Annotated in this window: 18 protein-coding genes; 8 read left to right on the plus strand and 10 right to left on the minus strand. The window is 59.1% G+C overall.

Features of this window, described 5'->3' with window-relative positions:
• Window positions 1–4: 4 nt before the first annotated feature.
• The 6 genes from plsY to ruvX all read right to left on the minus strand — a co-directional run bounded on the left by plsY (window position 5) and on the right by ruvX (window position 5,460).
• Window positions 5–655, minus strand: coding sequence for a glycerol-3-phosphate 1-O-acyltransferase PlsY (gene plsY / locus IG617_RS04330; protein WP_192107696.1), 651 nt, complete (start codon window positions 653–655; stop codon window positions 5–7).
• Window positions 656–874: 219 nt separating this feature from the next.
• Window positions 875–1,531: a glycerol-3-phosphate acyltransferase gene (locus IG617_RS04335; protein ID WP_192107698.1), complete on the minus strand. Its 657-nt coding sequence runs from the start codon at window positions 1,529–1,531 to the stop codon at window positions 875–877.
• Window positions 1,532–1,561: 30 nt separating this feature from the next.
• Complete coding sequence (locus IG617_RS04340) at window positions 1,562–2,863, minus strand: dihydroorotase (RefSeq protein ID WP_192107700.1); 1,302 nt, start codon at window positions 2,861–2,863, stop codon at window positions 1,562–1,564.
• A gap of 11 nt (window positions 2,864–2,874) precedes the next feature.
• A complete protein-coding gene (locus tag IG617_RS04345; protein ID WP_192107702.1) occupies window positions 2,875–3,840 on the minus strand; it encodes an aspartate carbamoyltransferase catalytic subunit in 966 nt (321 codons plus the stop codon).
• 74 nt (window positions 3,841–3,914) lie between these two features.
• On the minus strand, window positions 3,915–4,844 hold the full coding sequence (locus IG617_RS04350) for an AEC family transporter (RefSeq protein WP_192107704.1): 930 nt from the start codon (window positions 4,842–4,844) through the stop codon (window positions 3,915–3,917).
• Between the two features lie 91 nt (window positions 4,845–4,935).
• Window positions 4,936–5,460: a Holliday junction resolvase RuvX gene (ruvX, locus tag IG617_RS04355; protein WP_192107706.1), complete on the minus strand. Its 525-nt coding sequence runs from the start codon at window positions 5,458–5,460 to the stop codon at window positions 4,936–4,938.
• 311 nt (window positions 5,461–5,771) lie between these two features.
• Here ruvX and IG617_RS04360 point away from each other — a divergent pair, with 311 nt between their 5' ends.
• From IG617_RS04360 to IG617_RS04370, 3 genes are read left to right on the plus strand one after another with little or no spacing between them, the layout of a single operon-like run.
• Entirely contained in the window at window positions 5,772–6,854 is a 1,083-nt protein-coding gene (locus IG617_RS04360; protein ID WP_192107708.1) for a TRAP transporter substrate-binding protein, read from the plus strand.
• Window positions 6,855–6,861: 7 nt separating this feature from the next.
• On the plus strand, window positions 6,862–7,392 hold the full coding sequence (locus tag IG617_RS04365; protein WP_192107710.1) for a TRAP transporter small permease subunit: 531 nt from the start codon (window positions 6,862–6,864) through the stop codon (window positions 7,390–7,392).
• 31 nt (window positions 7,393–7,423) lie between these two features.
• Window positions 7,424–8,749 carry a TRAP transporter large permease gene (locus tag IG617_RS04370; RefSeq protein WP_192107712.1) on the plus strand — a complete coding sequence of 442 codons (1,326 nt, stop codon included), beginning with the start codon at window positions 7,424–7,426 and terminating at the stop codon, window positions 8,747–8,749.
• A gap of 68 nt (window positions 8,750–8,817) precedes the next feature.
• Here IG617_RS04370 and IG617_RS04375 read toward each other — a convergent pair whose 3' ends face one another.
• Both IG617_RS04375 and IG617_RS04380 read right to left on the minus strand, forming a co-directional pair.
• Window positions 8,818–9,528 (minus strand): GntR family transcriptional regulator, encoded by a 711-nt coding sequence (locus IG617_RS04375; protein WP_254170439.1) that lies wholly within the window; start codon window positions 9,526–9,528, stop codon window positions 8,818–8,820.
• 137 nt (window positions 9,529–9,665) lie between these two features.
• On the minus strand, window positions 9,666–12,080 hold the full coding sequence (locus IG617_RS04380; protein WP_192107716.1) for a bifunctional diguanylate cyclase/phosphodiesterase: 2,415 nt from the start codon (window positions 12,078–12,080) through the stop codon (window positions 9,666–9,668).
• Between the two features lie 554 nt (window positions 12,081–12,634).
• Between IG617_RS04380 and IG617_RS04385 the strand changes: the two genes are divergently transcribed.
• Window positions 12,635–14,527: a PhoX family protein gene (locus tag IG617_RS04385; RefSeq protein WP_192107718.1), complete on the plus strand. Its 1,893-nt coding sequence runs from the start codon at window positions 12,635–12,637 to the stop codon at window positions 14,525–14,527.
• A 97-nt stretch (window positions 14,528–14,624) separates the two neighbouring features.
• Here the strand turns inward: IG617_RS04385 and IG617_RS04390 are convergent, their stop codons facing one another.
• Entirely contained in the window at window positions 14,625–15,110 is a 486-nt protein-coding gene (locus IG617_RS04390; RefSeq protein WP_153768696.1) for a YHS domain-containing (seleno)protein, read from the minus strand.
• Between the two features lie 101 nt (window positions 15,111–15,211).
• Window positions 15,212–15,862: a TetR/AcrR family transcriptional regulator gene (locus IG617_RS04395; protein WP_192107720.1), complete on the minus strand. Its 651-nt coding sequence runs from the start codon at window positions 15,860–15,862 to the stop codon at window positions 15,212–15,214.
• 159 nt (window positions 15,863–16,021) lie between these two features.
• On the opposite strand from IG617_RS04395, the gene gatC reads away from it, so the two are divergent.
• From gatC to IG617_RS04415, 4 genes are all read left to right on the plus strand, one after another.
• Entirely contained in the window at window positions 16,022–16,309 is a 288-nt protein-coding gene (gene gatC / locus IG617_RS04400) for an Asp-tRNA(Asn)/Glu-tRNA(Gln) amidotransferase subunit GatC (protein WP_153768698.1), read from the plus strand.
• A 13-nt stretch (window positions 16,310–16,322) separates the two neighbouring features.
• The gene (locus IG617_RS04405; protein ID WP_192107722.1) at window positions 16,323–16,796 is read left to right on the plus strand and encodes a GNAT family N-acetyltransferase; all 474 of its coding nucleotides are present in this window, start codon (window positions 16,323–16,325) and stop codon (window positions 16,794–16,796) included.
• A 3-nt stretch (window positions 16,797–16,799) separates the two neighbouring features.
• Window positions 16,800–18,284 (plus strand): Asp-tRNA(Asn)/Glu-tRNA(Gln) amidotransferase subunit GatA, encoded by a 1,485-nt coding sequence (gene gatA, locus IG617_RS04410; RefSeq protein WP_192107724.1) that lies wholly within the window; start codon window positions 16,800–16,802, stop codon window positions 18,282–18,284.
• 119 nt (window positions 18,285–18,403) lie between these two features.
• On the plus strand, window positions 18,404–19,504 hold the full coding sequence (locus IG617_RS04415) for an NAD(P)/FAD-dependent oxidoreductase (RefSeq protein WP_192107725.1): 1,101 nt from the start codon (window positions 18,404–18,406) through the stop codon (window positions 19,502–19,504).
• The last annotated feature ends 10 nt before the right edge of the window (window positions 19,505–19,514 follow it).

Consider the following 19,514-nt stretch of genomic DNA (forward strand, 5'->3'; position numbering starts at 1 on the left):
TTCATCAGGTCGGGCTGCCCGGAGGAGCTTCGACGGGTTTGGACTTGTTGCCGATCTTGGTTTCCTCGCCGTTCAGCAAACGCTTGATGTTCTCATGGTGCTTCAAGAACAGAATGAGCGTTAGTATGACGAACATTGCGGCCATTTGCACGTAACCGGCCGCAAAAAGCACAAGGGGCGTCAAGATGCTGGCGACAAAGGCGGAGAGTGAGGAATAGCGGAAGAGAAATGCACAGGTGAGCCAGACTGCGCAAAACAGCAGCGCAAAGGGCCAGTTGAGGCCGAGCAGGACGCCGATATAGGTCGCAACGCCCTTGCCGCCCTTGAACTTCAGCCAGACCGGGAAAAGGTGGCCAAGAAACGCGGCGAAGCCCGCGATCAGCGCCAATTCGGCACCGAAGAAATGTTTGACGACGAGGACGGCAATCGTGCCCTTCAAGGCGTCACAGACAAGGGTCGCGGCGGCAAGCTTCTTGTTGCCGGTGCGCAGAACATTGGTCGCGCCGATGTTGCCCGAACCGATCTCGCGCACATCGCCCATGCCGCCAAGGCGGGTAATGATCAGGCCGAAAGGGATTGAGCCCAGCAGGTAGCCGAACGCCAGAACGGCGAGGACAAGAGGCCAGGCAAGGTTCCAGCTGGTTGGATCAGGCATTTTGGGCGTTTCTCTTCAAAGTCAGGCGCAGCTCTTTTGAAAGCGCTGTTTCGAGCGTTGTTCTCAACGTGCTCAGGTCAACGATGACGCTTGCCTGAAACAATCGCAATTGAAGTTTGAGGCAATGTAACCGGATGGATTGTGGGATCAAGTCCGGCGATTGCCGGCGGATTTGAAAACACCCCGGACGCTTGATTCAAAAGAGCGATCTAGCGTCCTTCAATCGCCTTTTCCTTCTGCCTGTCCTGGTTTTGCAGATGGATCGGACTTGAGAATTTTCGCTTTGAGCAGGGTGCAGAGCTCTGTTCTGTGCCTCAGTCCAAGTACTGCAGCGGCGATTGCGAAGATCAGGGCGAACTGCGGGTGCGCAGTGAAGCCAAAGAGGATTGCGGAGACAAGGCTGGCGGTGAAGGTGGCCAGGACCGCGCTTTGAAGGAGTGCGGTTACGGCGAGCCAGATGGCGGCAGATATCAACCCGATGGGCCATGCAAGACACATCGCCATGCCAAAAAGAACAGCGGCTCCCTGGCCGCCTTTGAACGACAGCCAAATGGGAAAGAGATGTCCAAGGAATGCGCTGAGGCCAAAGAAAACGACTGGCAAATCGCTAGGTTGTTCACCAAGGGAAATATAGACTGCAAAAGCGCCCTTTGCGGCATCGAACAGAAAGGTAAGGGCCGCGAGCGGTTTGCTACCGGTGACAAGAAGAACGTTTGTTGTTCCAGTGTGCCCTGAGCCGAGTTGTCTGATGTCGCCATGACCGGCAAGTCTTGCGAAAATATATCCGAAGGGGATCGACCCGATGAGATAGCCGGCCACAATTACGACTGAGACCATCATCATCAATATGACTACGCCAACCCCATAATCACCCATTCAATACGCCCCAGCGCCTTGTCGTGAACCTCAATCGTAAGTGTAGACGGTCCGGCCTGCAACGACCGTGCGCAGGGTCCGGCCGGAGAAGCGCGCATCCTCGAAGGGCGAGTTCTTGGAGCGGGACTTGATCGCGCTTTTTTCCAATACCCATGGCCGGTCCGGGTCGAACACGACCACGTCGGCCGGCGCTCCGGCAGACAGGCGACCTGCGTCGAGGCCAAGCCGGTCGGCCGGGTTGCAGGTCATGGTCGCGAGTAGGGGCATCAGGTCCATCTGCTCCGCGTGATAGAGCCGGAGTGCTGCGGCCAGAAGGGTCTCGAGGCCAAGTGCGCCGTCCTCGGCTTCGGCCCAGGGATGGCGCTTGGTTTCCACGTCCTGCGGATCATGGTTGGAGACGATGATGTCGATGGTGCCATCCGCCACGGCCGCGATCATTGCCTGCCGATCGTCCTCGTCGCGCAGGGGCGGGGACATCTTGAAGAAGGTCCGGTAGGGGCCGATGTCGTTTTCGTTCTGGGTCAGGTGGTTGATCGACACACCAGCCGTGATGTCGAGCCCGCGCTTCTTGCCTGCGCGGATGACATCGGCGCTGTCCGATGTGGAGATCAAATTGGCGTGGTAGCGGCTCTTGGCCATGCCGACGAGCCGCAGATCCCGTTCCAGCATGATGATTTCAGCCTCGCGGGGGACGCCAGACAGGCCCTTCCAGCTGGCGTTCAATCCTGCGTTCATGGTGCCGCCCGCCAGATCCGGATCTTCTGTGTGGTGGACCACCAGGGCATTGAAGTCGCGGGCGTAAGTCATGATCCGGCGCATGATCTGCGCGTTGCGGACAGATTTGTGGCCGTTGATGAAAGCGACCGCGCCTGCTTCCTGCAGCAGGCCGATCTCGGTCATGTCGCGGCCCTCAAGGCCCTTGGTCAGGGCGGCCATGGGCTTGACGTTGACGATGGCCGTATCGCGTGCGCGGCGCAAGATGAAGTCCACAAGCGCCGGATCGTCGATGATCGGATCGGTCTCGGGCATGGTGACGATCGTCGTGATGCCGCCGCTCGCAGCCGCCTTGGAGGCAGAGGCAAAGGTCTCCCGGTGTTCCGCGCCTGGTTCGCCAACGCTGACGCACATGTCGATCAGGCCAGGCCCGGCGACCGCGCCGGCACAATCGATGATCTCGGCGCCATAGGGCGCGCCCTGGTTGGCCGCTTCCGGACCGGCTGCGAGAATGGTGCCGTCGGCGATGATCACGGATCCGGGGGCATCGAGGCCGCGCGCAGGATCGATCACCCTTGCGTTGGAAAGAACCAGGGGTTTGGGCGTGTCTATGGCCACTGGATTTGTCCTTAGCTGTTCGGCAGATGGGCGGCGAGCGCCTCGAGCACTGCCATCCGCACGGCAACGCCCATTTCAACCTGTTCGCGAATGAGGCTCTGCGGCCCGTCGGCCACTTCCGGATCGATTTCCACACCACGGTTCATGGGGCCGGGGTGCATGACCAGGGCGTCCTCGCGGGCATAGCTCAGCTTGTCCCGGTCCAGTCCGTAGTAGCGGTAGTATTCGCGCACGGAGGGAATGAAGGCACCGCTCATGCGTTCGCGCTGCAGGCGCAGCATCATGACGATGTCCGCGCCTTTGAGGCCTTCGCGCATGTCGCGGAAGACTTCCACGCCCATCTTCTCGATGCCGCTGGGCAGCAGAGTGGAGGGCGCGATCACCCGGACGCGTGCGCCCAGCGCATTGAGCAGGATGATGTTGGAGCGGGCCACGCGGGAATGGGTGATGTCGCCGCAGATGGCAACGGTCAGCCGCGCGATCTTGCCCTTGTGCCGGCGGATCGTCAGCGCGTCGAGCAGAGCCTGGGTCGGGTGCTCGTGCGGACCATCGCCGGCGTTGACCACGGAGCAGCCGATCTTGCGGGCCAGCAGATGCACCGCACCGGCGGCGTGGTGGCGGACCACCAGAAGGTCGGGATGCATGGCGTTCAGTGTCGCGGCGGTGTCGATCAGGGTTTCGCCCTTTTTCACCGACGACTGGGACACAGCCATGTTCATCACATCGGCGCCGAGCCGTTTTCCGGCCAGCTCGAAGGATGATTGGGTTCTGGTGGAGGCCTCGAAAAACAGGTTGATCTGCGTTCGGCCGCGAAGGACGGGCTTGATCTTTTCGACCTGGCGGCTGACCTCAACGGCTTCATCCGCACGGTCGAGGAGACCGAGAATTTCGTGGGGTTGAAGTCCTTCAATGCCCAGCAAATGGCGATGGGGGAAAGAACTCAATCGATGGGGATCAGGTGCGCTCATCGAGATCATGGCTATAGGCGCGAATGATCGATTCCACAAGCTTTAAAGGCTGCCGGCGCGATTGATCCACCTGTTATTTCGCGTCAGCCAAGCAAAGCGAGCGCGACCGGAATGGTGACCATGGCGGCAAGCGTTTGAAGTGTCAGGATTTCCGCCATCAGTTTCGCGTCGCCGCCCATCAACCGGGCCAGAAGGAAGGAATTGCTGGCCGACGGCACCGAACAGGCAATGAGAATGGCGATATGCGCGCTGCCTGTCACACCGAACAGGGCGGCGAAACCGGCGCCGACGAGCGGGCTGATCAGGAGGCGGATAAAGGTTCCGCTGGAGAGCGCAGGGCCCGGGCGGCGCAGGGAGTTCAGATCAAGGCTTGCGCCGACGCAGATGATGCCGACGGGCAGGGCAGCTGCGCCGAGCATGGTCAGTGTTGTCTGGGCGATCGACGGGATCGGAATGGCCAGAACATTGAAGAAGATGCCTGCGGCGATCGCGATGTTGAAGGGGTTGGTGTAAAGATCGCGCGCGACTTTCGCGACCGTAGGCGCTTCGCCGCTGTCGCCGTAGCGCGACAGAACCAGAATGCTGGCAATGTTCAGCACGGGGATCATGACCACCATGGCAATGGCGAGCAGCGCCACGCCTTCGGCGCCGATCAGGCTGTCGGCCATGGCCAGTGCCAGAAAGCCGTTCCAGCGCACCGAGCCTTGAAAGATCGAGGTGAACCGGGGGCCATTGATCGCAAAGCGGGCCTGCAGGAAAGGCCGCAGAGCCAGCACCAGCAGCATCATCACGGAGATGGCGCACAGGAGCGACAGACCCATGGACAGGGTCGGCAGCCGTCCGAAGTCCGCAAGGGCGATGGATTGAAACAGAATTGCCGGGAACAGCAGAAAATAGGCGAGCCGTTCGATGCCGGACCATTGATCCCGGCTGATGATGTTGGTTCGTTCAAGGGCATAACCGAGAGCGGTGATCAGAATGATCGGCAACAGGGCGGCAAGGGTCATCAGCATGAGTTTGGCTCAGCAAGATTTTGGTAGGACGTGAAAGATCGGAAAAGGCGCGGGGCGCTTCGGGAAAGAGCTGCAGTCTAGCCGAGTTGGCTCAATCGTCCAAGCCGTCATCTGCCGAGCCATCGCCGAATGTTGCCGCGCTCTGCATATGACCAAGCCGGTCGAGAAAGCCTTGCAGGATGTAGGCAGCTGCCATCTTGTCGACGACTTCGGCGCGCCGGGCGCGGCTTGAATCGGCCTCCAGCAGCGTGCGGGTCACGGCGGCGGTCGACAGGCGCTCATCCCAATAGGTGATGGGCAGCTCCGTCTTGGGCGCGAGATTGCGGGCAAATGCGCGGGTGGCCTGAACCCTTGGGCCCTCGGTGCCGTCCATGTTGAGCGGTAGGCCAAGAACGATGCCGCCGACATCCTGCTGCGCACAGATCTTGAGAAGGTGCTCGGCGTCGAGGGTGAATTTCTTGCGCCTGATGGTTTCCATCGGCGAGGCGATGCCGCGGCCGACATCGGACAGGGCAAGGCCGATGGTCTTGGTGCCGAGATCAAGGCCGATCAACCGTTTGGTCGTGGGCGTGGCCTGAACAAAGTCTTCAAGCGAAAGGGAGGGGTCATTTGCCATAGCCGGGCTTTATCAGGCGTGCGGTCTGAAGGCCAGAGAAAGGCGGCGTGCTGGCTATTGAAGCCCTCTTTGCAGCTCCAGGCGGGAGCTTGACCGGAAAGAGGCTGATGGTTGGGCACACTGCCTGAATTCTATGCGTCTTTGGTATGCAATCGATATCAATTTCGAGATTTTGTATACAAAGTTTTGCATCTGTTTTTTGTATCATATTGAAAAATATGAATTTTATAAAACTGGCATTGTTCTTGTATTGGAGTTTTCGACGCTTCGCAGCGCTCCAATCCCTCCCGATTGCACAAGGACGATTTGACATGCAACGCAGGAAATTTCTGAAAGGTGGTCTGATGGCCGCCGCGGCCGCGCCGCTCGCGGCCCCTTCGATCGCGCGCGCCCAGGAGAGTTTCTCCTGGAAAATGACCAACGCCTATGGCCCGGGCTCGCCCTTCTACGTCGAAGGCCCTGGCAGCCCCACAGACTTCTGCAAGAAGGTGGAGGCCATGTCCGGTGGCCGTCTGAAGATCCAGCACTTTGCGGCTGGTGAGCTGATTCCGGCGCTGGAGGGCTTTGACGCCGTGCGCAGCGGCACCGTCGAGATGAATGCGGCGAACGCCTACTTCTGGGCGGGCAAGATGCCTGCTGCCCAGTATTTCACCACGGTTCCTTTCGGACTCAACTTCCAGGGCATGAACGCCTGGCTTTACCACGGTGGCGGCCAGCAGCTCTGGGACGAGCTTTATGAACCGCTCGGCCTCAAGGCCATGCCGATGGGCAACACCGGCGTGCAGATGACCGGCTGGTTCCGCGAGCCAATCACGAAGATCGAAGACTTCCAGGATCTCAAGATGCGGATCCCCGGTCTTGCGGGCAAGGTCTACGCGCAGCTGGGCGTGGACGTGAAGCTGCTTCCGGGCGGTGAGATCTTCCCGGCGCTGGAGCGCGGTGTGATCGATGCTGCCGAATTCGTCGGCCCGTATCAGGACCGTCGTCTCGGTCTGCAGAACGCCGCCAAATACTACTACACGACCGGTTGGCATGAGCCGTCCAACGCCACGGAACTGCTGGTCAACAAGGCGGCCTGGGAAAGCCTCCCGGCCGATCTTCAGGCGATCGTCCAGAGCGCTGCCATGGCCTGCAATCTGGAAAGCCACACATGGTGTGAGGCCAACAATGCGGCGGCCCTGGTTGATCTGGTCGAGAACTACGGCGTGACCGCCGACGTTCTGCCGGCTGACGTGGTGACCAAGCTGAAGGAAGTCACTCTGGAGACGCTTGCTGCCGGTGCTGAGGCAGATCCGGCGACCAAGAAGGTTCACGATGCCTTCATGGCCTTCAAGAAGGAACACGACATGTGGTCCCAGATCTCCGAGAAGCCCTACCACATGATGGCAGGCTAACGGCTCCATGCTGAAGATCCTTGATCTTGTTTCGGACGGCGCGTCTTGCGCCGTCCGTTTCATTGGTTCCGTCGCGGCGTGGAGCGGACTGGCGCTTGTGCTGCTCGTCGCGTTTAACGTTCTGGCGCGATACCTGTTTTCCTACTCGACGGTGGGATTGCAGGAGGCCGAGTGGCACCTGATGGCGGTGGCGGCCTTGTTCGGCATGTCCTATGGGCTTAATCAGGGGGGCGAGGTGCGCGTGGACATCTTTTATGCCCGCTATTCCCCTCGCGCGAAGGCCATCATTGATGTGATCGGCAATGCCGCGTTGTGCATCGTCGCGGTCTATGTGGTCAGTCTTTCGATCAACTATGTCACCAGCAGCTACGCCATCATGGAAGGGTCGCCCGATCCGGGCGGGTTGCCGATGCGCTTCCTGCTGAAGGCGGCCATTCCGGCGGCTTTCGTGCTTCTCGCCCTTCAGGCCTTCGCCATGACGCTGAGAGCAATTGGCGAGCTCACTGACACCGGTTCCAGACACTCAGGCAGCGCATAAGACGCCTGCTCACAACACAAAGACACTCGTCATGCCCCTTACTGACATGCTGCCGTTGTTGATGGTCGGTGCGTTCTTCGTGCTGCTTCTTGGCGGTATTCCGGTTGCCATCTGTCTGGCCGTGACCGGTTTTGTTTTCGGCTACATCGGCTTCGGGCCGGTCCTGTTCAATCTGATTCCGGCGCGTATCTTCGGCGTCGTGACGAATTACACGCTGCTGGCCCTGCCGCTTTTCATCTTCATGGGCATCATGCTCGAAAAGTCGAAGATCGCCGAGGAGCTGCTCGATGTGATCGGGCTGGCCATGGGGGGCCTGCGCGGCGGCATGGCTCTGGCCATCGTCCTCGTCGGTGTCCTGATGGGGGCCGCTTCGGGCGTTGTCGGGGCGACGGTGGTCACGATGGGGCTGATTGCGCTCGGGCCGCTGTTGAACCGGGGCTACAATCGCGCTGTTTCGGCCGGCGTCATATGTGCCTCTGGAACGCTTGGACAGATCATCCCGCCCAGCCTCGTGCTCATTCTGCTTGCGGACATCATGGGCGAGAGCGTTGGAACCCTTTTTGCCGCAGCGCTGATCCCCGGACTTGTGCTTTCCGGTCTCTTTGTTGCGTTCATTCTTCTTCTTGGGGTCTTCAAGCCTCACATGGTTCCGGCCTTTCCGCCCGATGAGAGAGCGCAATATTCATCCACCGACATCGCGCTGAAGCTGTTGAAGGTCGTCGTGCCGCCGCTGGCGCTGATTTTCCTGGTGCTCGGATCGATCATTGGCGGGGTTGCCGCACCGACCGAGGCAGCCTCCATGGGAGCCTTCGGCTCGATCGTCCTGGCGATCCTTTATGGCCGGATGAGCTTTTCCGTCATGAAGGAGACGGTGCAGTCGGCCTTTGTCACCAGTGCCATGGTGTTCTTCATTCTCGTCATGGCCCAGCCGTTCGGTCTGGCCTTCCGGGGGCTTGGCGGTGAACATCTGGTCCAGGACGCCTTTGCGCTGGTGCCGGGCGGGCTGGACGGTCAGATCCTGTTCCTGATGCTGATCCTCTTTGTGCTGGGCTTTTTCCTGGAGTGGATCGAAATTTCCTATATCGCCCTGCCACTGTTTCTGCCGATTTTCATGCAGGCAGGCGTGGACATGGCCTGGATTGCCATTCTCGTTGCGGTCAATCTTCAGACGTCCTTCTTGACGCCGCCGTTCGGTTGGGCCTTGTTCTTTCTGAAGGGTGTGGCTCCGCCAGAGCTGAAGACCGGCGATATCTACAAGGGGGTGATCCCCTTCATTGGTCTGCAGCTGATTGGCCTTGCGCTGGTGTTCTTCTTTCCAGCGCTCGCCACCTGGCTGCCGGACGCGATCGGCTGGTAAGGTCCGGCTGATTGCACGCAGCATCGCTTGACGGCGGCCGGGAGATCGGCCGCCGTCTGCGTTGTCGCCTAGCCCATGCGGGAGAGGGCGGCCTTGGCGGCGCTCAGGAGGTGCCGGCGTAGGGATTTTTCTGCTTCCCGGGCATTGCTGTCGAGGATCGCGGTGACAATCGCCGTGTGCTCTTCGTTGGATTTCTTCATCCGGGCGGCAATGCGAAGCTGTGACTTGCGGAAAGGGGCGAGTTTCAGCCGAAGTCCATTGGCCACCTCGATCAGTTCTTCATTGTGCGTGCCAGCAAAGATGGCGGTGTGAAAATCCGTATTGGCCCGCTCGTACTCGTCATAGCGACCATTCTCTGCCATCTCCGCCATGGAAAGATGAAGCTCCTCAAGAGCTGCGCGCTCGCTCATGGTCATGCGCTGGGCGGCGAGGCGGCCACAGGTGGCTTCGATCTCGCTCATGGTCTCGAACAGGTTGTCGATCCGTTCGCGGGTGATGTTGGCGACGATGACACCGCGATAGGGCACCCGCTCGGCAAGCGATCTCGAGGCCAGGACGTGGAGCGCTTCGCGCACGGGCGTGCGGGACACGCCGAAGCGTTCGGTGAGCGCCAACTCGTCCAGCTTGCTGCCGCCTGCCAGCGTCCCTGCAATGATCTCCGCCTCGAGTTGATCTGCGATGATCGCACTGTGGAGCCGCTTGGGCGCGTCTCCGGTTTCGCCCTCAAGAGAAGTCATGTGATCAGGGTTGTCGTGGGAAGGGGCGTCTTGCGATGTCATTTTGGCTGAATAGGTCCGCTTAAGTTACGAAATCATCGAAGCAATTTCCGACGGATCGGGCAAGGGGCAAAGGCTGTTTCCTACAAGAATGGCAGCGCTCGGACGGGCTTGGTGACCGAAACATCGTCGGGCTTAATTCACACAGCCTGCTTTAGCCTTTCGTGATAGGCGTGCACCGAATTTCGGGATTGATTGCTCAGCCAGTCGTTCAGCTCATCGAGCGGCATGCTCTTAGCGAAATAATAGCCCTGGAGGCAATTGGCGCCGAGGCGGGTCGCAAATTCGGCGTGCTGCAGTGTCTCCACACCCTCGGCCACGGTCTTGCAGTCCAGCTTGCGCGCCATGTCGAAGGTCGATTCGAGAATGGCCCTTATGCGGTCATCTTCAAACGCGCCGACAATGATCGAGCGGTCGATCTTGAGGAAGTCGACGGGAAGTCTGGCCAGCCGCGCGATGTTGGAATAGCCCTTGCCGAAATCGTCGATTGAGACCCTGTAGCCGCTCTTGTGCAATCGTTTGAAAGCATCCACCGCCTGGTCCTCAGAGACAAACAGGGCGTCTTCGGTGACTTCAATCTCAAGTCGCTGCGCATCGAAGCCGAGTTCGTCGCGAATGGCGTCAACGCTTTCAACGAAGCCCGGTGTCACGAAGTGTCCAGGACCGATGTTGACGGACATGAAGATGTCTTGGCCGGCCTTGGCCAGGGCCATCTGATCTTTCATGGCGCGTTTGACGACCCATTCTCCAAGGGCGGAGATCGCGGGAGAATTGGCGATTGCAGGCAGCCAGTAGTCCGGCATGAATCGGCCATATTCGGGATGGTTCCAGCGCACCAATGCCTCGACGCCACAAACTTTCTGGCGGTGGGCACAGATTTTCGGCTGGTACTCGAGAAAGAAGCCGTCCGTATCGATCGCGTCGAGAACGTCGCGGCGTATCTCCGCCGTCGACCGGGCGCCGATTTCAGGCGAATAGAGCTCTGACCGGTTCTTGCCGCTGTTCTTGGCGTGATACATGGCGATGTCAGCGCGCTTGATCAGCTCCTCGACGTCTTGTGCATCTTGAGGGAAACGCGAGCAGCCGATGCTGGCGCTCTTGTTCAGTGTGAAGGGCAATTCGTGAACTGGGCTGGCCAATTCAGCGCGCAGAACATCCAGGAACGCCTGGATTCCATCCTCATCGACCAGGCCCTGGACCATGATGATGAATTCGTCGCCGCCAATGCGGGAGACGACCGGGCTTGCGAGCGGTTCAGAGCCGGTTTGGCTCTCGCAGGCCTGAAGGCCGCCGGTGACCTTGAGGATCTGAGTGGCGCATACCCTGAGCAATTGGTCACCGGCATCATGACCGTGGAGGTCGTTGACCTCCTTGAAGTTATCCAGATCGATCAGAACCATGATGCCACCGGGCGTTCCATGCTTGTTTCCGGCAAGGATCGGGGCGGCGACCGACTGGAGGTGGGCCCGGTTCGGCAACCCGGTGATCGTGTCGCTGAAGGCCAGGGCCTCGATCTTTCGCCCGGATTCCGTGACACGGTGGACCATGGTGTTGTAGCTGTCGCGGAAATCCTTGATTTCCTCGAAAGGAAACAGGTCACTCTTGCTTTCGACCGCATGGAGTTGCCGCTCGCGGGCATTGGTCTTCATGACCGTGGCAAGTCGTTCCAGCGGCGCCGACAAGGACCGAGCAAACAGCAAACCGATGCCCAGGGTGCCTGTCAAGGCGATGGCAAGGATGAGGAATACCGAGGACCGGTTGGCATAGACCTTGTCGTAGATCTCCGAGATCGGCTGGGGAACCATGACACCCCAGCCGGGTCCGGGCACGGAGGTCAGGCCGGCAATCATGTTGCCCTTCAGCGCTGGCGAATAGAATTCCTCGATCCCGGTCTCGCCGTTCATCATGCGCGCCACGGATGACACCTGTGAGATGTTCTTTCGGCTTGCGATCCAGTCCTCTCGTGGGTGGGCCAGAACATTGCCGAACTGATCCACGATGGCAGCGTGGCCCCGGATGCCGAAGCTGATGCTCTTGCCGAGCCTTACAAAATACCGTGTGCTGATTTCACCAATTGCGTAATGGGTTCCAAAATCGCGTATCAAATAGAGGACATTCTCGCCGGTCTTGTTCTCCATGACATTGGAAAACACCGTTCGCGACGGCGTGGCGAAATTGGAAACAGCGGACATAAGTGCGGGGTCGATCACCTCGACCGGCGCGTGCCCGAAGGTTGCCATCTGCTGCCGCACTTCACCGGTCTTCTTGTCGACGTTGAGAATGCACAGCATGTTCAGCTGCCGGAGCAGACGCTTCATGGCGTCCGTGGAGGCTCCTTGCGTCAAGGTCGCGCTGACGGATTCAAAAGCGGCAACGACGTCCTGCTGGTATCGCTCCAGCGCGAAGCTCAGGTTTTGGGCGATCAGCAGGTGGCGATCTTCGACTTCGGTGAATTCTCTTTTGACGCCAATATGATATGACCAGGCGCTGAAAATGAGCGTCGGGATCAGGGTCGCAATAGTAAAAAGTACGATTAAAAAACTCCGGATTTTCATTCGGGGTTTTCCCTATGGTGTCGATAAAACCAATGCAATTTTGCCGATTGTGAGTATTGATAATATTAGCGAATGCCGCGTTTCTTCGATTTCGTTTTCGTCAAAGTGTATTTTTGTTGATTGAATACTGAGAGTTACATGTAAAAATTACCTAAAAATAGCGATGATATATGCAGCTAGTTTAATTTGTTATATTTTTCAGTTGGTTAGGCCCTGTTGTCTCCCGCGCTGTCTAAGGTGCCTGGTAATTCTGCTATTTTATGTTTTGTGAAAGTATTGGCGGAATATTCGCTCTGCCAGGCCGGCCGCAGATCCTGATACCCTGCAGAACAGGGGTGAAACAGGAAGGAGCTGCGCTCGACGTTGGCGTTTGAAGTACTGGGTTCTGCCGTATTTTGATCTGAGAAGTCTCGCCTTTGGCGTGTGTGAATTGACGGTTTCACTTTTCTTACTTTGACCTGATGGAACCATCTGATTTGTCGCCGAAGTGTCACTCAACGCTCGTATTCGAAGCTGGTCTTTTTGCGATAGCCAGCCACGAGGGAGAGCAAGCTATGACCGACAATGACACTTATGATCTGTCCTGGGATGAATGGGACGAACTGGTTCGTCCGACCGAAGAAGAAACCGAATTTGACCGTGTGGTTGCTTCCGGTCTGTCTCGCCGTGGTTTTCTGAGCGGCCTGGTGGCCTTTGGCTCCGGCGCGGCCGTCATGGGCCTTGGCACTGGCGCAAGCCTGCTGAATTCAACGGCGGTTCAGGCAGCCGGCCGTTTCGGCTTTACGCCAGTTGGCGTTGCAACCGATGCAACGGTTCATGTTCCTGAAGGCTACACCTGGGACATTCTGGTCAAGTGGGGCGACAAGCTCTTCTCCGATGCTGCCGATTTTGACCACGTGACGGGCGGCGACCTTGCGACTTCGGACCGCGTCTTCGGCGAAAACACCGACGGCATGGAGCTCTTCGCGATCGGCGACAAGCAGATCATCGCAGTGAACAGCGAATACGTGAACCCGAAGCTGAACCTGCCGCAAAATCAAGACGGCAAGCCGACCTCCGCCGATGATGTTCTGAAGCTGCAGAACCTGCAGGGTGTGACGGTCATGGAAGTGGCGGAAGAGGGCGGCGACTGGCACGTTGTTGTCGACAGCCCGTTCAACCGTCGCATCACCCACAACACGCCGATGAAGATCTCGGGCCCGGCTGCTGGTCATGACCTGTTGAAGACTGACGCAGATCCTTCGGGCACCGAGTCGCTCGGCACATACAACAACTGCGGCGCCGGCAAGACGCCCTGGGGCACGTATCTGACCTGCGAGGAAAACTTCAACGGCTATTTCGGCTCCACGGACGCCGACCTGGAGCTGCCGGCCGACTTCAAGCGTTACGGTATCGGCGTCGAGAGCCGCTACGACTACGAAAAGTTCGATGCGCGTTTCGATATCTCCAAGAACATCAACGAACCGCGCCGTGCTGGTTACATCGTTGAGATCGATCCGGCCAACCCGGATGCAACGCCTGTCAAGCGCACTGCACTTGGTCGTTTCAAGCATGAAAACGCAGCCTGCACCGTCGCGCGTGACGGACGGGTCATCGTTTACATGGGCGATGATGAACGCGGTGAGTTCCTCTACAAATTCGTCTCCAATGGCGTTTATGTTCCTGGCGCTTCCACGGACGGGCTTTTGGACGAAGGCACGCTTTACGTCGCCAAGTTCTCTGACGACGGCAACGGCGAATGGCTTGCGCTGACCGAAGAGACCACCGGTATGAGCCAAGCCGAGATCTGCATCTACAGCCGTCTGGCTGCTTCCAAGGTTGGTGCAACCACCATGGACCGCCCGGAGTGGGTGGCCGTGAACCCGGTTGCTGTCGAGGCTTACTGCGCTCTGACCAACAACAAGAACCGCGGCGTCAAGACCAATGCGGGCGGTGATGAAACGCCGGTCGGCGGTCCTAACCCGCGTGAGAAGAACAACTACGGCCAGATCGTTCGCTGGTATCCGGAAAATGACGATCACGTCTCCAGCAGCTTCAAGTGGGACCTGTTTGTTATGGCCGGCAACCCGGACGTCCATGGCGACAGCCCGTATGCCGGTTCGTCCAACATCAACTCCGGCAACATGTTCAACTCGCCGGACGGCATGATGTTCGACACATCCGGTCTGCTCTGGATCCAGACGGACGGCGACTACAAGAACGAGGGCGATTTTGCCGGCATGGGCAACAACCAGATGCTGGTTGGTGATCCGGCAACCGGCCAGATCGAGCGTTTCATGACTGTGCCTTACGGTGCCGAAGTGACCGGCATCACCTGGTCCGCAGACAAGCGCACCCTGTTCGTCGGCATTCAGCACCCAGCAGCACCGTTCCCGGACGGCGAAGGCAAGCTGGCACGCTCCTGCGTGGTTGCGGTCAAGCGTTCTGACAACGCCATGATCGGCTGATCGGCCAGATCATCAATTGCCAGATCATTGGTTGAATGCAAAACGCGCCGGGCAAGCCCGGCGCGTTTTGTCATTTCAAGAAAGGTCGTTCTGAAAATTACCGAACGATCGGTTCCTTCAGATCTTCCGGCTTCTTGTCCTTGATGATTTCCCAGTTCAGGGTCGCGTTGGTGATGTGACCTTCGATGTCACCCTCGAAACGCTTTTGGACGCCGAGGCTGTTGTTCAGGTAGAGCTTGCCGTCGACGATTTTCCAGGCTTCCGGAACAACCGGGACTTTGAAGCCCATGGCTGCACCGAATGCACAATAGCCGCCATATTGCGGTGCGTATTTGGCGGGATCAGCCTCGAACTTGTCTCGGTTCTCGGCGGAAGAGAATTTCCAGGTCACATCGTCATAAACGGCCGTGAACTCGTCAGATCCGGCAACTGGCTTGCCTTCGGTGAAATAGGCAACAGGGTCAGTGCCGCCGATGGCTGCATCGTCGGTCACGAATGTCGTGATTTCGTCAGCAAGGACAGGGCCTGCGAAAAAGGTCGAAGTCAGAACAAGGCCGGTGAGGGCTGATTTGATGAAGGTCATCTGATTACGTCTCCCAAGGGTCATATCCGAACGGCAGTGCGGGCTGCCGGCTTGCCTCCAAGAAATGCGTCTGTCTGTTTCGCTTTGCCAATCACTCCTCATCACGGAAACGGCACAGGAGCGCGATCTGGGGCGTTTTCAGTTTCTGGACGTAGATTGACGGCAGGAGACTTGGGGGCGGTGAGGCCGAGAATCAGGTGGATGGCCGCTTCAATGTCGGCCGGGCTGACGGGTTGATCGCGGACATGAAGCTTGAAATAGACAAGTCCCAGCAGCAGATCGATCCGCGTTTCCATATCGGCTTCAAAGGGGGTGGCAATGAATATCTGCCGCAAAGCAAGCCGCCTCGCATCTTCCGCCTCCTGCAGCACTGCAGCAAGCTGTGGCTGGTTTTTCAAAGCGCTGACCGACCTGACTGCACGTCCCAAAGGCGTGGCCTGAAGCGCCTGGACAAGGTCCGTCAGATAGAGGCGCAGGTCCTGGGCGACGTTGCCGCGCCGGGGCGCCGGCGGGCTGACCTTGTTCAGGGCGGAGCGCAGGCTAGCGGCGATGAGGGAAGCCTTGTCCGGCCATCGCCGGTAGACCGCCTGCTTGCTGGTGCGCGCCTGCGCCGCCAGCCGTGCAACGGTCGTCGCTTCAAAACCTTCTTCAGCAAGGGTGAGGAGCGCTGCATCGAGCAATGCTGCCGTCACGCGTTCAGCTTGTGGCCGTCCGCTGGCGCCTGATGGGTAGGAGGGCGATGATCCGGTCATGGGTGCGCAATCCAAATTCGGTTATGATCGGTACCGTAATTGACGGATTTTCGCTTTTCCGGCAAGGGCGGAGCTTGTTTCCCGGAACGTTTTGCGAAAAACAGGTCTCAGACAAGAGGCCTGAACCAGCCTGATTGCAGTTCAAACGGAGAAAACCCCATGTCCGTCGATACAGACACGGTCAAACGCGTTGCCCATCTGGCGCGCATCAAGGTCACTGACGATGCCGCCGAGCGCATGACCGGTGAGCTCAACGCCATTCTCGGCTTCGTCGAGCAACTGGATGAAGTCAACATCGATGGCGTCGAGCCGATGACCTCTGTCGTCGAGCAGACCATGAAGAAGCGCGTCGATGGTGTCACAGACGGAGGCTATGCAGCTGACGTCGTCGCCAATGCGCCCATGACGGAAGACAACTTCTTCATGGTGCCGAAAGTCGTCGAGTAAACCGGAGCCAGCCGTGACCGTTGCCATTTCCATCGAGACGCCCCTGCAGGACGATATCCGCGCGCTTGTCGGCGAGTTGAGCGATCTTTTGCTCAGCCTGACGCCGGCCGACGCCTGTCATCATCTCACTGCAGAGCAGATGGCGTGCGAACAAACCACGGTGTTCGTGGCGCGTGTGGATGGAGAGGCTGCGGCTTGCGGGGCGCTTCACCGGCACGGCGACGGCATAGCGGAAGTCAAGCGCATGTACACGCGGCCCGGGTTTCAGGGGCAGGGGCTGGGCGCAAGGATCCTCGGACAGATCATCGATCTGGCCCGGGAAGAAGGCTTTCGCGAGCTGGTGCTGGAAACCGGCTGGAACTACGAGGCTGCCAAGCATCTGTACGAGCGCAACGGCTTTGCGCGCTGCGGCGCCATTCTCGACTATCCGGCACACGCCGAGTCCATTTTCTATTCCCGGCCGCTTTCGGCCGAAACCGAGATCTAGATCATGACCGACCTGACCAAATTGACCATTGCCGAAGCGCGCGAAAAGCTCGCCAACAAGGACTTTACCGCGCTGGAACTGACTGAGGCCTTTCTGGCCAACATCGAGGCCGGCAATGGTGCGATCAATGCCTATGTCACGGTGACTGGCGACAAGGCGCGCGAGATGGCCAAGGCCTCCGACGAAAAGCTGGCCAAGGGCGAGGGCGGAGCGCTGGAGGGCATTCCCCTCGGCATCAAGGACCTGTTTGCGACCAAGGGCGTTCATACCCAGGCGTGCTCGCATATTCTTGACGGCTTCAAGCCGGTCTACGAATCCACTGTCACCTCCAACCTGTGGGCTGACGGCGCGGTGATGCTGGGCAAGCTCAACATGGATGAGTTTGCCATGGGGTCGTCCAACGAGACTTCCTACTACGGCAATGTGATCAATCCCTACCGCAAGAACGGCTCCAACCAGGACCTGGTTCCCGGCGGCTCTTCCGGTGGATCTGCGGCATCCGTCGCAGCGCGCATGTGCATGGGCGCGACGGCAACGGATACGGGTGGATCGATCCGCCAGCCGGCCGCCTTCACCGGCACCGTCGGCATCAAGCCGACCTATGGCCGCTGCTCGCGCTGGGGTGTTGTTGCCTTCGCCTCCTCGCTGGATCAGGCCGGACCGATCGCGCATACGGTTCGCGACAGCGCGATCCTTCTGAAATCCATGGCCTCGGTGGACGAAAAGGACACAACCTCTGTCGACATCGAAGTGCCGGACTATGAGGCGGCTATCGGCAAATCGGTCAAGGGCCTGAAGATCGGCATTCCTGCAGAATACCGCATGGACGGAATGCCGGGCGAGATCGAGGAGCTTTGGCAGAAGGGCATCGAGTGGCTGAAGGCTGCGGGCGCGGAGATCGTCGACATTTCCCTGCCGCATACAAAATACGCGCTGCCAGCTTATTACATCGTTGCGCCTGCGGAGGCCTCTTCCAACCTCGCCCGTTACGACGGTGTTCGCTACGGCCTGCGGGTTCCAGGCACCGACATTGCGGACATGTATGAAAACACCCGTGCCGCCGGTTTCGGCGACGAGGTCAAGCGCCGGATCCTGATCGGCACCTATGTGCTTTCGGCCGGCTACTACGATGCCTATTACCTCAAGGCGCAGAAAGTCCGAAGCCTGATCAAGCGTGACTTCGACCTTGCCTGGGCCAATGGCGTCGATGCGATCCTGACACCGGCGACGCCGTCTGCCGCCTTCGGTGTTGCCGACCAAGACATGCATTCCGATCCGGTGAAGATGTACATGCAGGACGTGTTCACGGTAACGGTCAACATGGCCGGGCTTCCGGGCATTTCCGTTCCGGCGGGCCTCAGCAATGAAGGACTGCCGCTGGGTCTGCAGCTGATCGGCAAGCCCTTTGACGAGAGCACGCTGTTCCAGCTCGGCTCTGTCATTGAAGACGCCGCGGGTTCCTTCGAGCCTGGAAAATGGTGGGGCTGATTTTGCCACGACCAGGGCCGCGATGCATGTCGCGGCCTTTCTCTGTCTGTCCTGATCTGCTCTGGCAGCGGCGCCTTGGCAGAGCGTCAGGTTTCGTTTTGAGCTCTTGAGACATCTGAATGCACGACATTGAAACCATGGTCATTGGCGCCGGTGTGGTCGGCCTGGCGGCGGCCCGTGCGCTGGCTCTGTCCGGCCGTGAGGTCATGGTGCTGGAGCGTCATGATCTGATCGGGTCGGAGACGAGTGCCCGCAATTCCGAAGTCATTCATGCCGGGATCTATTATCCCAAGGAGAGTCTGAAGGCGCGGCTTTGCGTGGCGGGAAAGGCGCAGCTCTATGACTTCTGTGCCGCCAACGGTGTGCCTCATGAACGGATCGGCAAGCTGATTGTCGCCAGCACGGAGGCGCAGGTCCGCGAGCTTGAGGGTATTCGCGCGAAAGCCGAAGCCAACGGTGTCGGTGACCTGCGATTTTTGACTGGCGTTGAGGCGCAAGGGCTGGAACCGGCTCTTGCCTGCAAGGGGGCTTTGCTGTCGCCGTCTACAGGCATCATTGACAGCCATGGCTTTATGCTTGCGTTGCAAGGCGAACTGGAAGCCAACGGCGGTCAGGTGGTTCTCAACACTGACGTCACCTGCGTGTCGGCGTTGTCAGATGGTGGTTACTGTCTCAACGTAGGTTCGGAGGCGGAGGACAGATATGCGATCACCTGTCGTGAGCTGATCATTTCGGCGGGCCACGGGGCTCCTGGTCTGTCTGCCATGTTGCCGGGAACGACGCCACCCAAGGCCTATCTGGCCAAGGGCAACTATTTCAAGCTGACAGGGAAGGCGCCGTTTTCCCAGCTGATTTATCCGGTGCCGGAGCCTGGTGGTCTTGGGGTTCATCTGACGCTCGATCTGCAACATCAAGCCCGCTTTGGCCCAGATGTGGAATGGGTCGAGGGGTTTGACTACAGGGTCGATCCGGCAAGGGGCGAGGCATTTTACGCCGCGATCCGGTCTTATTGGCCGGGCCTTGAGGACGGATCCCTGGTGGCAGATTACTCTGGCATTCGGCCCAAGATCTCTGCCCAGGGCGAGGTTGCCGCCGACTTCCACATCGATGGCCGATCCGAGCATGGGCGCGAAGGCCTCGTTGCACTCTACGGCATCGAATCTCCCGGTCTGACGGCTTCTCTCGCGATTGCCGAAGATGTCGTGAAAAAAATGCAGTGAGACAGCCGCT

The sequence above is a fragment of the Roseibium polysiphoniae genome, assembly GCF_014842925.1.
GTDB classification, from domain to species: domain Bacteria; phylum Pseudomonadota; class Alphaproteobacteria; order Rhizobiales; family Stappiaceae; genus Roseibium; species Roseibium polysiphoniae.

Bases quoted from the DNA above. Each gene is read 5' to 3' on its own strand.
- plsY (WP_192107696.1), bottom strand. From the start codon at position 655: ATGCCTGATCCAACCAGCTGGAACCTTGCCTGGCCTCTTGTCCTCGCC.
- IG617_RS04335 (WP_192107698.1), bottom strand. From the start codon at position 1,531: ATGGGTGATTATGGGGTTGGCGTAGTCATATTGATGATGATGGTCTCA.
- IG617_RS04345 (WP_192107702.1), bottom strand. From the start codon at position 3,840: ATGATCTCGATGAGCGCACCTGATCCCCATCGATTGAGTTCTTTCCCC.
- IG617_RS04350 (WP_192107704.1), bottom strand. From the start codon at position 4,844: ATGCTGATGACCCTTGCCGCCCTGTTGCCGATCATTCTGATCACCGCT.
- ruvX (WP_192107706.1), bottom strand. From the start codon at position 5,460: ATGGCAAATGACCCCTCCCTTTCGCTTGAAGACTTTGTTCAGGCCACG.
- IG617_RS04360 (WP_192107708.1), top strand. From the start codon at position 5,772: ATGCAACGCAGGAAATTTCTGAAAGGTGGTCTGATGGCCGCCGCGGCC.
- IG617_RS04365 (WP_192107710.1), top strand. From the start codon at position 6,862: ATGCTGAAGATCCTTGATCTTGTTTCGGACGGCGCGTCTTGCGCCGTC.
- IG617_RS04370 (WP_192107712.1), top strand. From the start codon at position 7,424: ATGCCCCTTACTGACATGCTGCCGTTGTTGATGGTCGGTGCGTTCTTC.
- IG617_RS04375 (WP_254170439.1), bottom strand. From the start codon at position 9,528: ATGACATCGCAAGACGCCCCTTCCCACGACAACCCTGATCACATGACT.
- IG617_RS04380 (WP_192107716.1), bottom strand. From the start codon at position 12,080: ATGAAAATCCGGAGTTTTTTAATCGTACTTTTTACTATTGCGACCCTG.
- IG617_RS04385 (WP_192107718.1), top strand. From the start codon at position 12,635: ATGACCGACAATGACACTTATGATCTGTCCTGGGATGAATGGGACGAA.
- IG617_RS04390 (WP_153768696.1), bottom strand. From the start codon at position 15,110: ATGACCTTCATCAAATCAGCCCTCACCGGCCTTGTTCTGACTTCGACC.
- IG617_RS04395 (WP_192107720.1), bottom strand. From the start codon at position 15,862: ATGACCGGATCATCGCCCTCCTACCCATCAGGCGCCAGCGGACGGCCA.
- gatC (WP_153768698.1), top strand. From the start codon at position 16,022: ATGTCCGTCGATACAGACACGGTCAAACGCGTTGCCCATCTGGCGCGC.
- gatA (WP_192107724.1), top strand. From the start codon at position 16,800: ATGACCGACCTGACCAAATTGACCATTGCCGAAGCGCGCGAAAAGCTC.
- IG617_RS04415 (WP_192107725.1), top strand. From the start codon at position 18,404: ATGCACGACATTGAAACCATGGTCATTGGCGCCGGTGTGGTCGGCCTG.